Raw genomic sequence first — 13443 nt, 5'->3', positions numbered from 1 at the left:
TGCAAACTAATTTAAAGGGATAAGTTTATCAGCAAGTGGATTTTTTAGCTTTTGAGTTTTTGCTAGAAAGGGTAAATAGTGTAAAGCCACTTGTTGTTCTGCTTCTAAAATCGGCATATGCCCGACATTGTTTAAAATCACTGGCGTCTCTGCACGTTTCAATAAAGATTGTAATTCACTTGCTGCTTCAACATTAATAATTTTATCTTGCTTGCCCCAAAGAATCAGTGTCGGTGCTTCAATGGTTCGCGTGAGTCGGGCAAATGATTCAGGGGTATAAATACGATTCAGTGTCACGATTTGATCAATCATTTTATGGGTTTGTGAAGATTGCGAAATCAACATTTTTTCTTGTGCTTTTTTAAAGTAAAGCGGTAAATCTGGTGGTGTTTGCATGACTTGACTGAGCACATCTTCTAAATCACCCGGTTTAGAAACAATTAGATTTTTTAAAAAATAAGGATCTTTGGTATAGGCCGTATTGGCTTGTTTATAAATACCTGCACTATTAAGTAGAAATAAGCTTTGAGTATCAAATGGATACTGTGAAGCATAGACGGTTGCAATTGATCCGCCCAATGAGTGTCCTGCAATATTCAGTTTATCTTCGACATTAATTGCTTCAACAAAACGACGTAAGCGTTCTGTCACATTTGGTACAGAGAGATCAAAATTATCTGCAACTTTGGTTTCGCCATTGCTTGGAAGATCTGGAATAATTACATGGTAATACGGTGTTAAAAAGTGTGCTACACCATTCCAATTGTCACGATTTCCTGCTAAGCCATGGATGAGTAATACAGCAGGCTTATTGCTGGAACCACCTTCATTATAGCTCCAAGTAATGTCATCAATTTTTATGCTTTTACTGCGTAAGCCTGCGGCATGACGTTCTTTGGCAAAATAACTTTGTAACGAATTCGCGGCATCATTCGCTTTATTTGTTGCTGCATATGAAACATGAGACACACTGACGGCAAGTACCAAGCACATCGTGGTAAAGATGCGGGATAAAATCGAGTGTGGTGCTATCATTGATCATTATCCTTAATGTGTTCATGATAATATTTATAGAGAATATGATAAAAATAATCTAAATTTAGACTGCATTTATTTTTCTAGAAATGTCTATAGCTTATTGTAAGTATTATTAAGAAAATGTCACTGTATTGTTTATTGAATCAGGTGTCTAGAATGCTGGAGAATGTGAACTGGATTCGTTTTTATGTGAAATAAAATATGTTGTAACATCGTGATAAACTGGTACAGCTATTCGTTTTTGCAAGTGACTTTCATTTTTACAGCGATTAAAATGTTGCAACTTAAAAATATTCTGGTGGGAAAGAAATGCTAACAGCTCAAGAAGCTTTAGAACGTCTTAAAAGTGGTAACCAACGTTTTGTATCTGGCGAGACGACCCATCATAAACAACTGAGCCATCAGGAACGTGCAGAAATGGCGGGAGACCAGAACCCGTTTGCTATCGTTTTAGGCTGCTCTGACTCTCGTGTTCCTGCTGAAATGGTATTTGATCAGGGACTTGGTGATTTATTTGTGATTCGTGTGGCAGGAAATGTGGTGGCGCCTTCTCAGGTTGGCAGTGTTGAATTTGCTGCAGAGCGTTATGATTGCGCAGTGGTTGTGGTTTTAGGTCACAGTCATTGCGGTGCTATTCAAGCCACGATTGATACATTGATGAATCCTGCCAGTCCACCATCACAAAACTTAATGTCAATTGTAAACCGTGTGCGCCCATCGGTTGAAACATTGTTACAGACAGAACTGAAGGATGATTTGGCTAAATTGTCCAAACATGCGGTACGATCAAATGTTTTTGCATCAGTCAATCAGTTGCGTCATGGTTCTGCTGTACTGGAAAGCCTGATTGCTAAAGGGAAGTTAAAAGTCGTTGGTGCAGAATATTCTTTGGAAACCGGTGAAGTCTTATTTTTTGATTTTTAAAATCAAAAAAATTTCAATGATTCATAAAAGGCGCTTATAACGCTAATGTTGGTCAGCTAAGGGGTTTTATAATTAATCCCTTAGCTTTTAGTTATTCACGCCGGAGTCTTATCGTTTTAAATCAAATTTTTGGAGCTCGTTTGTTCCTTGCGAAAAGAGTGTTTCTCATTCGCCAAAATGAGAAGTCTCAAAATATATTTTGAGCTTCGTAAGAAAAGCATCTTGCGGCGCAGTGCGCCTCATCGCAAAACTCGCCAACTACCGCAAATTAACAAAAAAATTGCAAAAATAATATATTGCCAATGTAGTCCTGCCTTGCGCTGCAAAATAAAGCCGTGCTTTATTTATTGCTCAAGTTGCGAATGACGTTTCTGTGTATCGAATAACATTATGGATTTAAAATAAAAAATGCCAGTCATTTTTTAACTGACTAGCATGAGTTTATAAAGCGTCTTTTATATAGGGATAAGCATTATTCAGTAAAATGCTTTGTGCTTTGGTATTGGGGTGAACCAGATCGGATTGCATCAGATTTTTATTGCCGGCAATTCCTGTTAAAAAGAAGGGCATCAATTTCACTTTGTATTGTTGGCTGACCGTACTATAATTTTTTGCAAAAGCTTGACTATAAGCCGTGCCGTAATTGGGTGGAATTTTCATACCCAAAACAATCACCGTTGCTTTGGCTTGCTGACTTTGTTGAATTAAATTGGCTAGGTTTTTTTGAATCAAAAGTGGCGATTGACCACGTAAACCATCATTTCCACCGAGTTCAAGCACCACAATTTGTGGTTTATAGGTTTGCAATAATTTCGGCAAACGTGCCACAGCACCACTGCTGGTTTCACCACTGACACTGGCATTGACCACTTTATGTTTTTTCGGATACTGTTGCTCTAAACGTTTTTGTAATAAATAGACCCAACCTTGTTCTGCTTGCATGCCATATGCTGCGCTAATACTATCGCCAACAATCATAATGGTTTTAGCAGAAACCACGGTTGGAATAAGACATAGGCTGAACATCGCCAAGTAAGAAATTCCACGAATTTTTAAATTGCGATTTTGCATATAGAGATATTATGACCCAAGTTACTCACGATCACTCCATCATGCCACAAGTGATTATTTCTGCCCAGCAACTGACGCAAAAGATCAAAATTGCACAAAAAGAATTACGCATTTTTGAAAATTTAAATTTTGATATTTATGCAGGCGAACAAGTGGCAATTATGGGGCGTTCGGGTTCAGGTAAATCGACTTTGCTTGGAATTTTAGCGACGTTGGATCAGGCCAGTGCAGGAACATTAATGGTTTGTGGGGAATCGATTGCTGAATTAAACGAAGAACAACGTGCTTTGGTGCGTTTAAAACATATTGGATTTGTTTTTCAATCTTTTCAACTATTACCGCATTTAACTGCCGTTGAAAATGTAATGTTACCGCTGCGTTTACAAAAAAAATTTAATTTTGCAGCAGCTGAAAAAAAAGCCTTGGCATTGCTGAAAAAAGTGGGTTTAGAACGACAAGCGACTCAAACGCCAAAAGTCCTTTCTGGTGGTGAACAGCAACGTGTTGCGATTGCGCGAGCTTTAATAAGCGACCCAAAAATTATTTTTGCCGATGAACCTACAGGTAATTTAGACACGCAAACAGCCAAAGACATTGAGCAATTGTTATTTCAGCTGAATCGTGAATTGGGCACAACCTTGGTTCTGGTGACGCATGATCCAAAACTGGCCGAACAATGCCAGCGTCATTTTGAATTGTTAGATGGACATATAATTGAACATCGTAACGGTGAGGACTGAAATGAACCCTTTATTTCAACCGTTACTCAAACAAAGTTTTAAAAGTAGCGGTGTTTACTTACTGATCATTGCTCTGGTTTTGGCAATTAGTGCGACAACTGCATTGAAATTTAGTAATGAACAAATTCAAAATGCCGTGGCATTACAAGCTGCTGAAATGCTGGCAGGGGATTTGGTTCTGAGCGACAATGAGCCACTGGAAAAAAAGTGGCAAGATCAAGCAAACCAATTAGCACTACAACAATCTAAAGTCACCACATTTAGTTCAATGGCGCATACTCATGAGCAATTTGTGATGGTCAATGTGAAAGCCATTGATGACGCCTTTCCGTTACGTGGAGACATTCGTGTTGTACCAACAGCAGATAAAATTCAAGCAGGAGAGGTTTGGCTCAGCGCTCGTGCTATGGACTTACTACATGTCAAAGTAGGTGATACGGTTCATATTGCCGATGCAACCTTCAAAGTCACGGCTCAAATTCAACATGATTCCAATCAGGAATTAGGCTTTTCAGGTTTTTCACCTACCGTGATTATTGCTCAAGCTGATGTTGCTCGAACCCATGCGATTCAAGTTGGGAGTCGGGTTGAATATCGTTTATTGATGGCGGGTACGGCAGAACAAAACAAGCAATTTGAACAAAATTTCAAATTGCAGCAAGGTGCTGAAACGCCAAGCGAGAATGAACAAACGAGTCTTAGGTTACGCAATGCCAGCGAAGGCAATACTCGTTTAATGAAGCCGATTGCTAATTTAGATACTTTTTTACAACTGACCAATATTTTGACTATTTTGTTATGTGGTATTGCCATTGCCTTAACCAGTCAGCGCTATGTACAACAAAATCAGGATTATATTGCGCTCATGCGCTGTATTGGAGCAACGAAAGCTCAGATTCTTAACGCGTACTTGGCTTTATTGAGCGTGGTTTTAATGGTTGCAATGGTGATTGGGAGTTTAGCGGGGGTGTCACTCGGCTATGGCTTGTTGCAACTGATGCTACAGTTGATTCCGCATCTGCACATTCAATTTTCTGTGTTTGATATGTTGCTTGGGCCTTTGCCTATCGCCATGCTTACCAGTGCTGTAGTGTTGCTTGGATTTATTGTGCCAAGTTTATGGCAACTGCTGAATACACCGCCTATTCGTGTCATTCGTCAGCAAGAAAAATCTGTGCAGTCGATGCTGTGGATGCTACTGATGGGCACGGCAAGTTTGGTGCTATTTAGTATTGTACTGACTGAAAATATTGTGCTCACCGCTTGGGTCATTGGTGCGATTATTCTGCTGTGCACTGTGCTGTATTTACTCATTTGGGGCGGGCTGAAATTAATCAAAAGCTTAAAAATATCCATTTCAGCTTATGTACGTGCGCCTTATCAAACAGCTTTTCAAATTACCGCTTTGGCATTGGGTTTAAGTTTAATTACCGTATTGGCGGTGTTACGAACGGATTTGCTGGAGCGTTGGCAGCAACAATTACCTGAAGGCAGACCTAATCAATTTGTTTACGGCTTACCACCGTTTGATATGCCTGTATTCAAAGCCCAGCTTGAACAACAGGGTTGGCAGAGTACACCGTTATATCCTAATATCCGCGGGCGACTGGTGTCGAAAAATGATCAGCCCTTTGCAGAGCAATTACTGAAAAGCAATAACGCTTTACGCCGTGAATTAAATTTAACTCAAACCACAGAATATCCGACTGACAATAAAATAGTGCAGGGCAGCGCAGCATTAAAGCAGGTCGGTGATGTATCTGTTGAAGTCAAAACTGCGGAAGAACTAGGGATTCAAATCGGTGATCGGCTGACCTTTAGCTTGCCTGAAGGTTTGGTTCACGCCAGAGTCATTAATTTGCGTAGTGTGGAATGGGAAAGCTTTAGCCCCAATTTTTTCTTTATTTTTGCACCCAAAACTATGGATGAAAATGCAGGCAGTTATTTAGGTAGTTTTTATGTGCCAGAACAGAATAAAAAGCAATTGGTTCCTGTGATTCAGCAATTTTCCAATACTGTTTTTATTGATGTCAGTTTGATCTTGGATGAAGTCAAACGTTTAGTAAATGTGTTGGTGCAAATTATTACCATTCTGGCGTTATTGGTGAGTGTGTCAGGTGTTTTGGTACTCGTCGCCTGCTTGAATTTATTGATGGATGAACGTAAACGTGAAGTGGCTTTGCTACGTTCGTTTGGCAGTTCTAAACAAAAGTTAAAACAAATGATGAGTTTGGAAATTGGTTTTATTGGATTTGTGGCAGGTGTGGTTTCCTGTCTGTTTGCAGAAGTAATTAGTGCCATTGCGAGCTATAAAATGAATTTGGTAATTCAGGCACATTGGGAAATTTGGTTGATTTTACCGATTCTCATGACTTTACTGTGTGCTTTAATTGGACGTTATCGTTTAAGTTACCTTTGCGATATTCCACCCTTACAAAGTTTGCGAGAGATCAATCAATGATCTCTCATTATGACTTCATAAAGCTTAAAAATGAAGTTTTGCGCGCATAGCGGTAAGGATTTGCTGCCAAATAGGTTCAAGGATTTGAACTTGTTGAATGCAGTAATCATAAAATAAATAACATGTCACCGCGCCTACAACCAAGCCCACATAAATACCTAAATTCGGTTTATGTATCCGTTGTCCCATGTACCAAATAATCGCCAATAGGGCACCCATAAGCATGCCACCAATATGGGCTGCATTATTAATTCCGGGCATGGTGAAACCAATCAATAAGTTAATGCCCATTACCATGACCAAAGTTTTTTTATCTAAAATAAAGCGTTGTTTGGGTAAAACAGGAAATAAGGATAAAACAGTCAATGCACCGCCAATTCCCATTACTGCACCAGAAGCACCAGCACTAACGGTTGGAAAAAGTTTGGGGTCATTGCTTTGCAGCAGTTCAAAGGTGTTTTGAATGTCGAGAAAACCACTGAGCAAACTGCCCATGAGACCTGCAAAAATATATAAACCTAAATAATAAAACCGACCAAAAAGCTGCTCGGCAACACTGCCAAAAATATAGAGTGCCCACATGTTCAGCATTAAATGGATTAAGCCAAAATGAAAAAACATGCTAGTAAACAGCCGAATGGGTTCCTCTAAAAAGGTTAAAGGCGCATAATCGGCTCCCCAATGAATAGCATCGACCAGACTCGGACTGCTAATATTTACCCCTGTAAGCACCTGCCAGAGAAATAAACTGACATTAATGGCAATAAAAAGTGCAGTCAGCCACCAAAGGTGAACCTCGGGTTTCCTTCGAATTGTGGGAGGTGAAAGTTCAGTCATGCTATTCTTTTATAATCTTTGCTATATTTAGCTTCAAGCTTAGCACGAAAAAATAGATATTTTGGAGTAACTCACTGACATGAAAGCTTTTATTGTTCGTAGTTTGTTAATACTTGTCAGTTTGGTGCTTTTAGTGCAACTTTGGGTTTTTGCAAGTTTGGTCTGGTGGCGGACTCATCCAGTCGAAACTACCATGATGATGCGGATAGATTATTGGTCAGAACCTTCTAAGCCAATCAAACATGAATGGCGTGATTATGATCAAATTAGTGACTATTTGAAACATGCAGTGGTTGCAGCGGAAGATGGTAAGTTTTTACAACACAAAGGTTTTGATTGGGCTGGCATGCAATTTGCCCTAGAACGTAATAAAGATAAGGGTAAAGTGGTTGCAGGTGGCTCAACTATTTCACAGCAATTGGCGAAAAATCTATTTTTATATAATAAGCGTTCATTTTTACGTAAAGGTCAAGAAGCAGTTGCCACGTGGATGATGGAGCGCGTGTGGTCAAAAGAACGGATTTTAGAAGTATATTTAAATTCAGTTGAATTTGGTGAAAATATTTATGGGGTGGAAGCAGCAACACAGCATTATTTTGGTAAAAGTTCGAAAAATTTATCGCGTGATCAGGCCGCTTTCTTAGCTGCCATTTTACCCAATCCCAAATATTATCAAGATCATCGTGAAGATCGAAAATTAAAGTATCGTAAACGTATGATTCAAAAATATATGCGTTATAGCCATATTCCTTAAAATAACTCCAGAAAAAAGCATAGATTATTGTAATGCCTGTTAGTTAATAGATTGATTGGCATTTTTTAAAATTCATGATGTTATTCGATACACGGAAACGTCATCCGCAACTGTTCGAGGCAAAATCACTTTGAAAAAGTAAGGTTTCTGCGATGAATTGATCAATAAAAGGTATTTGACGAGTTTTGCGGATGACAAATGCTTTTGGTTCTTTTGGCAAAACAAAAGAACAAACGAGCTCCAAAACTTTGATTTAAAATGATAAGACTCCGTCGTGAATAACAAAAAAGCTAAGGGGGTAATTGTAAAATTCCTTAACTGATCAGCATTATAAATTATTGGGCTTTTTTTATGAAATTGTCACAATTTTGAAGCATACTTATGTGAATACGAATTACTTTCGAATAAGCATAGGTTAGGTATGAATACTGCAGCAGACCCATCTCCTACACAAATAGAATATACATATAATGATCGCTATATTAACCGTGAACTTTCTATTCTAGATTTTCATCTTCGTGTATTAGAACAGGCAGTTGATCCTCTGCATCCTTTGCTTGATCGCATGAATTTCTTGCTTATTTTTTCCCGTAATCTGGATGAGTTTTTTGAAATACGTTTTGCTGGTTTGATGGAGCAACTCGACTTAGGCAATGAAAGTCGTAGCCCTGATGGTTTAACCCCAAAACAAGTACTAGATACCATTTCTAAAACAGCACACGCAGCAATTGAACGTCAATACCGTATTTTAAATGAAACAATTTTGCCTAAACTACGTGAAGAAGACATCTGTTTTTTACGCCGTGGTGAGCTTACACCTGCTCAGTCAGCTTGGATTAAAAAGTATTTCCAAGAACAAGTTGCCCCCGTTCTTACTCCAATTAGCCTAGATCCAGCCCATCCATTTCCGCGTTTAGTGAATAAAAGTTTAAACTTTATTGTGACCTTGGAAGGGAAAGATGCCTTTGGTCGTCAAATTGATTTAGCGGTTGTTCCAGCACCGCGTTCATTACCTCGCGTGGTACGCTTACCCGATGAATTGACCGATGGCAAAGAACATCATGTTATGTTGTCTGCCATTATTCATGAACATGTGTCTGATTTGTTTCCTGGCATGACCGCTACAGGTTGCTATCAATTTCGCGTAACACGTAATGCTGATTTGGCATTAAATGAAGATGTTGAAGATTTAGCCAAAGCATTGAAAGGCGAATTGAACTCACGCCGTTTTGGTCGTGCGGTACGTTTAGAAGTGACCCAAAATTGTCCTGAACACATCTATGAATATTTACTTAACGAGTTTGATCTAGAAAAAGATCAACTTTATAAAGTGGATGGTCCAGTTAATCTTGCGCGCTTACTCTCGAATTTTAAACGTCCACATTTACGTTATGATTCACATACGCCAATTATTCCAAAAGTTCTGAAAAAATCTGAAAATATTTTTTCTGCCATGCAGAAGCAAGACATTCTGTTACATCACCCATTTGAATCATTTGCACCCGTGATTAATTTATTGCGTGAAGCTGCACGTGATCCGCAAGTGCTTGCGATTAAGCAAACCTTGTATCGTAGTGGTCCAGATTCTGAAATTGTGCAAGTGCTTGCAGAAGCGGCGCGCAATGGTAAAGAAGTCACCGCAGTTATTGAATTGCGTGCACGTTTTGATGAAGAATCGAATATTGAAGTGGCAAATGTACTGCAAGAAGCGGGTGCTGTGGTGGTATATGGCATTGTCGGTTATAAAACCCATGCCAAAATGATTTTGGTGGTACGCCGTGAAAATAACAAGCTTGTGCGTTATGTGCATTTGGGCACAGGTAACTATCATGCAGGCAATGCGCGTATTTATACTGACTATGGCTTACTCACCACAGATAAAGAGCTGTGTGAAGATGTACATCGCATTTTTCAAGAATTGACAGGGATGGGGAAAATGGCGAAGTTGAAGAAACTTCTGCATGCGCCATTTACCTTACATGCGCAACTTGTGAATTATATTGATGAAGAAATTGCCAATGCCAAAGCGGGTAAGCCTGCAAAAATCATTGTCAAAGTGAATGCTTTAACTGAAATGCAGCTGATTAACAAGTTGTATGAAGCATCTCAAGCAGGCGTGCAGATTGATTTAATTATTCGTTCTATTTGCTCTTTACGTCCAGGTTTGCCTGGGCTTTCAGAAAATATTCGAGTGCGTTCAATCGTGGGGCGTTTCTTAGAACATACCCGTGTTTATTACTTTGGTAATAATGGCAATGCGCGAATTTATTGCTCAAGTGCCGATTGGATGGATCGTAATTTATTTAATCGCGTTGAGGCGTGTTTCCCAGTTGAAGATCCAGCGCTAAAAAAACGTATTTATCAGCAAGGTTTATTGACTTATTTACAAGACAATCAACAAGCATGGTTATTGCAAGGAGATGGAACTTGGGTACGTGCTCAAGTTAAGGCAGGTCAAGCACCGCATAATGCGCAAAGAATATTATTAGATCTGATTAAATAATTTATTATAGTCAGTAGATAAAATAAAGGAGTCTTCGGACTCTTTTATTTTATCTCGATGGTGGTTTTGGGATCAAAGTAAATTAGGCATGCTTAATGTTATAAGCAGGCAATTTTTTGATAAATATTTTTAATATAGCCTTCGATTATATATAAGGGCACAATAATCTGTTGTGCAATTTGTTGTGGGCTAAGTCCATCTAATATTAAATTTAAAATATCACTTTCAATCGCTGTAAGGTGTATGGGGTGGTTTATTGCAGTTGTTGATCGGGTGTTATTAAAGTTCAGTTGATGCGACAAAATATACTGTGCTAAAGCGCAATGGATTGGCGCTCCGCCACGCAAAATGGTTTTAATATGATTTAAAATTTCTGCTTCAGTGTGCTCATGAAAAATATAACCTTGTACACCCGCTTGAATCGCATCAAACAGTAAAGACGTTTCTTGCTGGGCTAAGAGCACAATAATATGTGCATCAGGATGAATTTTATTATTTTTTTTTATCAATGAAATACTTTTCGACTGATCAAGATACAAATCAATCAAGATTAAATTGGGTAAATGTTGTTGTAATAATTGCTCAGCTTCAGTGAGGTTGTTGGTGTAAATCATCAATTCGTCAGGATAACCTAACCGAATGAGAATGCTTTCTGATAGGTTATTAAAAGTTGGTTGATCCATTATCATCATGATAGGAACAGGTAACATTAGTTCACCCACTAGGCATTTCTCACAATCATTTTCGATTTTATTGAGTCACTTTACTCTAAAGCGAATTAAAGTGCTATCCCAAGAAATTGGTAATTTATAAGCTTTAAAGTGAACTTAAGTATTTGTTGAATAATACATATTTAAAAAATGTATATTTTATTGTGATCTTGTTTCAACCTGTTTTTTTTGTTTGGAATTGAGTGCTTTTGGGCAATGAAAAATCCCTATTTATGGGGATATAAAAAACATATTGAAGCTTCTACTATGACAGCACGTCTTATTAGTTTGGCTAATAGTAGTACTCCAACTCATCAGGAATCGAATATTTTATTGCTCTATGGAGTCATAATCTGTTTATTACCTTGAATAGCTTATCTGTTGCATAGATAGGCTATTTTTTTATTGAATGAAAAATGAAAAATATTTTTAGCTTTAGTACGTGGGCGATTAGTGTGAAGCGAACAGGAAGTATAAAAAATTAAACATAAAAAAAGGAGCCATGACTCCTTTTAATATATCGATTATTTTTTAGTGAAGATTTTTAGTGATTTTTTGAAAAATTTGCAACAGCACGTCAAATTCACTTTGCAAAGGGGTGCTTTTACGCGTCACCAATGCAAGGGTGCGACTTGGTGCGGCATCAATCGCTTTGACCACTAAATCTGGATTTGCTTTAATCATATTGGTATGAATTGCAATTTCAGGAAGTAGGGTAAAGCCTAAATCAGAAGAAACCATTTCTACCAATGTTGGCAATGAACTTGCTTTTAAGCGATGATCATTTTTGCGTTCACCAATTGGACAAGCACTCAAAGCATGATTACGTAGACAATGACCTTCTTCAAGCAGGACTAAGCGTGATAGATCTAAGTCATCTAAAGAGTTTGCATTATTCGCATTTTGGTCTGATTTATGGCAAACCAAATAAAGATTTTCTTTTGCGATTTCAGCAACTTTTAAGCCACGTGTATCAAAAGGTAGAGCCAGAACAATCATATCAAGATTGCCATGTTCTAGTTTTTCGACAATTTTTTCACTTTGTGCTTCGTGCAAATGCAACTGAATTTTAGGAAGTTGTTTATGTACTTCATCTAAAAGTTTCGACAAAAGAAAAGGCGCAATGGTTGGAATGATCCCTAAATGTAAATCACCAGTTAAAGGCTCGCTCATCTCACGACTTAAACGCATCAAGTCTTGTGCATCTGCCAATAGAACACGGGCTCGGGCAACAACCTGCTCGCCTAGCGGAGTTAAACGTACATTTTGGCGGTCGCGTTCAACGAGTACTCCACCTAACAAGCGCTCTAACTCCATGATCCCGCCTGACAAGGTCGATTGGGTCACAAATGAACGACGCGCAGCTTCAGTGAAATGCAGCGTTTCAGACAGCGTAACGAGGTATGACAGCTGTCTTAAAGATGGTAATGCAGCCATAGTGTCCTAATGTTTTGATTTAAAGTGATCAGCAAATAATCCGCTAAGATATGGAATAAAATGCGGAGGGATATCATGCCCCATTCCGTCAATTAATTCAAACTTAGCATCTGTAATTGCCTTTGCAACTGCTTTGCCATGACTCGGTGGAAGTAAACGATCCCGAGAGCCATGTACCACGAGGGTAGGTTGCTGAATTTGCTTACCCAATTGTAGCAAAGAACCAGTACATAATATTGCTAAAAACTGTTGAAGTACACCCGCTGGATAATAACTTCGTTGATATAACTTGCGTGCGGTTTGAATTAGCTCAATTTGGTTGATATATCCAGGTGAACCAATAATATTAAATACTTTTACACTATGATTCACAATACCATCTTCGTCTGTAGATTCAGGCTTACCAATCAGGCTAAAAAGTTGTTTTGGAAAAGGGGGAGGGAGTAACGGTTGATTGTTACTGGTAAACATTAGTCCTAGGTTGCTGACTTTTTGAGGATGTTTTGCTGCCAGAATTTGCGCAATCATACCACCCATTGAAGCCCCAATCACGGAGACTTTATCAAGTTCTAAATGATCAATTAACAATGCAGCATCTTCAGCCATGTCATATAAATTATATGGTGCGCCTTGGTTTTCTAAACCTAAAACAAAACGACCCATGAGTTTTAATGTATTGAGTCGCGGACCTGAATGACGAACTTTTGAAGACAACCCAATATCGCGATTGTCAAAACGAATGACTCGATAACCTTGGTCTATGAGTGATTTACAGAAAAAATCAGGCCAGAATAACATTTGCGCGCCTAAACCCATAATGAGCATGATGGCAGGATGTTCAGGTTTTCCACCCATTTCGACATGCAGCTCAATGCCATTGCTTAAATTGACTTTGGTTTCATGCATAAAAGAAGTATATGGAGAGCCCGTAAATTTTAGTATGCTGTTATTCATTGTTATTCTCCCCC

General features: G+C 38.6%; 11 protein-coding genes. 5 read left to right on the top strand and 6 right to left on the bottom strand.

The window, feature by feature from the left end; all coding sequences use genetic code 11:
* Positions 1-6: 6 nt before the first annotated feature.
* Positions 7-1035, bottom strand: coding sequence for an alpha/beta fold hydrolase (locus B9T25_RS01355; protein WP_143222449.1), 1029 nt, complete (start codon positions 1033-1035; stop codon positions 7-9).
* A 312-nt stretch (positions 1036-1347) separates the two neighbouring features.
* On the opposite strand from B9T25_RS01355, the gene B9T25_RS01350 reads away from it, so the two are divergent.
* A complete protein-coding gene (locus B9T25_RS01350; RefSeq protein WP_086186703.1) occupies positions 1348-1962 on the top strand; it encodes a carbonic anhydrase in 615 nt (204 codons plus the stop codon).
* 441 nt (positions 1963-2403) lie between these two features.
* Here the strand turns inward: B9T25_RS01350 and B9T25_RS01345 are convergent, their stop codons facing one another.
* Positions 2404-3033: an arylesterase gene (locus B9T25_RS01345; RefSeq protein WP_086186702.1), complete on the bottom strand. Its 630-nt coding sequence runs from the start codon at positions 3031-3033 to the stop codon at positions 2404-2406.
* 11 nt (positions 3034-3044) lie between these two features.
* Between B9T25_RS01345 and B9T25_RS01340 the strand changes: the two genes are divergently transcribed.
* Both B9T25_RS01340 and B9T25_RS01335 read left to right on the top strand, forming a co-directional pair.
* Positions 3045-3773, top strand: a complete 729-nt coding sequence (locus B9T25_RS01340) for an ABC transporter ATP-binding protein (protein ID WP_086186701.1) — start codon at positions 3045-3047, stop codon at positions 3771-3773.
* 1 nt (position 3774) lies between these two features.
* Entirely contained in the window at positions 3775-6234 is a 2460-nt protein-coding gene (locus tag B9T25_RS01335; protein ID WP_086186700.1) for an ABC transporter permease, read from the top strand.
* Between the two features lie 24 nt (positions 6235-6258).
* Here the strand turns inward: B9T25_RS01335 and B9T25_RS01330 are convergent, their stop codons facing one another.
* On the bottom strand, positions 6259-7071 hold the full coding sequence (locus B9T25_RS01330) for a rhomboid family intramembrane serine protease (protein WP_086186699.1): 813 nt from the start codon (positions 7069-7071) through the stop codon (positions 6259-6261).
* Between the two features lie 79 nt (positions 7072-7150).
* On the opposite strand from B9T25_RS01330, the gene mtgA reads away from it, so the two are divergent.
* The gene (gene mtgA, locus B9T25_RS01325; RefSeq protein WP_086186698.1) at positions 7151-7825 is read left to right on the top strand and encodes a monofunctional biosynthetic peptidoglycan transglycosylase; all 675 of its coding nucleotides are present in this window, start codon (positions 7151-7153) and stop codon (positions 7823-7825) included.
* A gap of 421 nt (positions 7826-8246) precedes the next feature.
* Positions 8247-10328, top strand: coding sequence for a polyphosphate kinase 1 (gene ppk1, locus B9T25_RS01320; protein WP_086186697.1), 2082 nt, complete (start codon positions 8247-8249; stop codon positions 10326-10328).
* 98 nt (positions 10329-10426) lie between these two features.
* Here the strand turns inward: ppk1 and B9T25_RS01315 are convergent, their stop codons facing one another.
* The 3 genes from B9T25_RS01315 to estB form a co-directional block, all read right to left on the bottom strand.
* Positions 10427-11011: a response regulator transcription factor gene (locus B9T25_RS01315; protein WP_171262693.1), complete on the bottom strand. Its 585-nt coding sequence runs from the start codon at positions 11009-11011 to the stop codon at positions 10427-10429.
* Positions 11012-11569: 558 nt separating this feature from the next.
* Positions 11570-12475, bottom strand: a complete 906-nt coding sequence (gene oxyR / locus B9T25_RS01310; RefSeq protein WP_086186695.1) for a LysR family transcriptional regulator OxyR — start codon at positions 12473-12475, stop codon at positions 11570-11572.
* A gap of 6 nt (positions 12476-12481) precedes the next feature.
* On the bottom strand, positions 12482-13429 hold the full coding sequence (gene estB, locus B9T25_RS01305; protein WP_086186694.1) for an esterase EstB: 948 nt from the start codon (positions 13427-13429) through the stop codon (positions 12482-12484).
* Between the last annotated feature and the right edge of the window lie 14 nt (positions 13430-13443).

Source organism: Acinetobacter sp. ANC 4470 (genome assembly GCF_002135335.1).
Taxonomy (GTDB): Bacteria; Pseudomonadota; Gammaproteobacteria; order Pseudomonadales; family Moraxellaceae; genus Acinetobacter.
The sequence above is the reverse complement of the archived record's forward strand: the minus strand, read 5'-3'. Positions and strand labels throughout refer to the sequence as shown.

Excerpts from the sequence above, each read along its gene's own strand:
- B9T25_RS01345 (WP_086186702.1), bottom strand. The coding sequence starts at position 3,033 with ATGCAAAATCGCAATTTAAAAATTCGTGGAATTTCTTACTTGGCGATG.
- B9T25_RS01350 (WP_086186703.1), top strand. The coding sequence starts at position 1,348 with ATGCTAACAGCTCAAGAAGCTTTAGAACGTCTTAAAAGTGGTAACCAA.
- estB (WP_086186694.1), bottom strand. The coding sequence starts at position 13,429 with ATGAATAACAGCATACTAAAATTTACGGGCTCTCCATATACTTCTTTT.
- ppk1 (WP_086186697.1), top strand. The coding sequence starts at position 8,247 with ATGAATACTGCAGCAGACCCATCTCCTACACAAATAGAATATACATAT.
- B9T25_RS01340 (WP_086186701.1), top strand. The coding sequence starts at position 3,045 with ATGACCCAAGTTACTCACGATCACTCCATCATGCCACAAGTGATTATT.
- B9T25_RS01315 (WP_171262693.1), bottom strand. The coding sequence starts at position 11,011 with ATGGATCAACCAACTTTTAATAACCTATCAGAAAGCATTCTCATTCGG.
- oxyR (WP_086186695.1), bottom strand. The coding sequence starts at position 12,475 with ATGGCTGCATTACCATCTTTAAGACAGCTGTCATACCTCGTTACGCTG.
- mtgA (WP_086186698.1), top strand. The coding sequence starts at position 7,151 with ATGAAAGCTTTTATTGTTCGTAGTTTGTTAATACTTGTCAGTTTGGTG.
- B9T25_RS01330 (WP_086186699.1), bottom strand. The coding sequence starts at position 7,071 with ATGACTGAACTTTCACCTCCCACAATTCGAAGGAAACCCGAGGTTCAC.
- B9T25_RS01335 (WP_086186700.1), top strand. The coding sequence starts at position 3,775 with ATGAACCCTTTATTTCAACCGTTACTCAAACAAAGTTTTAAAAGTAGC.
- B9T25_RS01355 (WP_143222449.1), bottom strand. The coding sequence starts at position 1,035 with ATGATAGCACCACACTCGATTTTATCCCGCATCTTTACCACGATGTGC.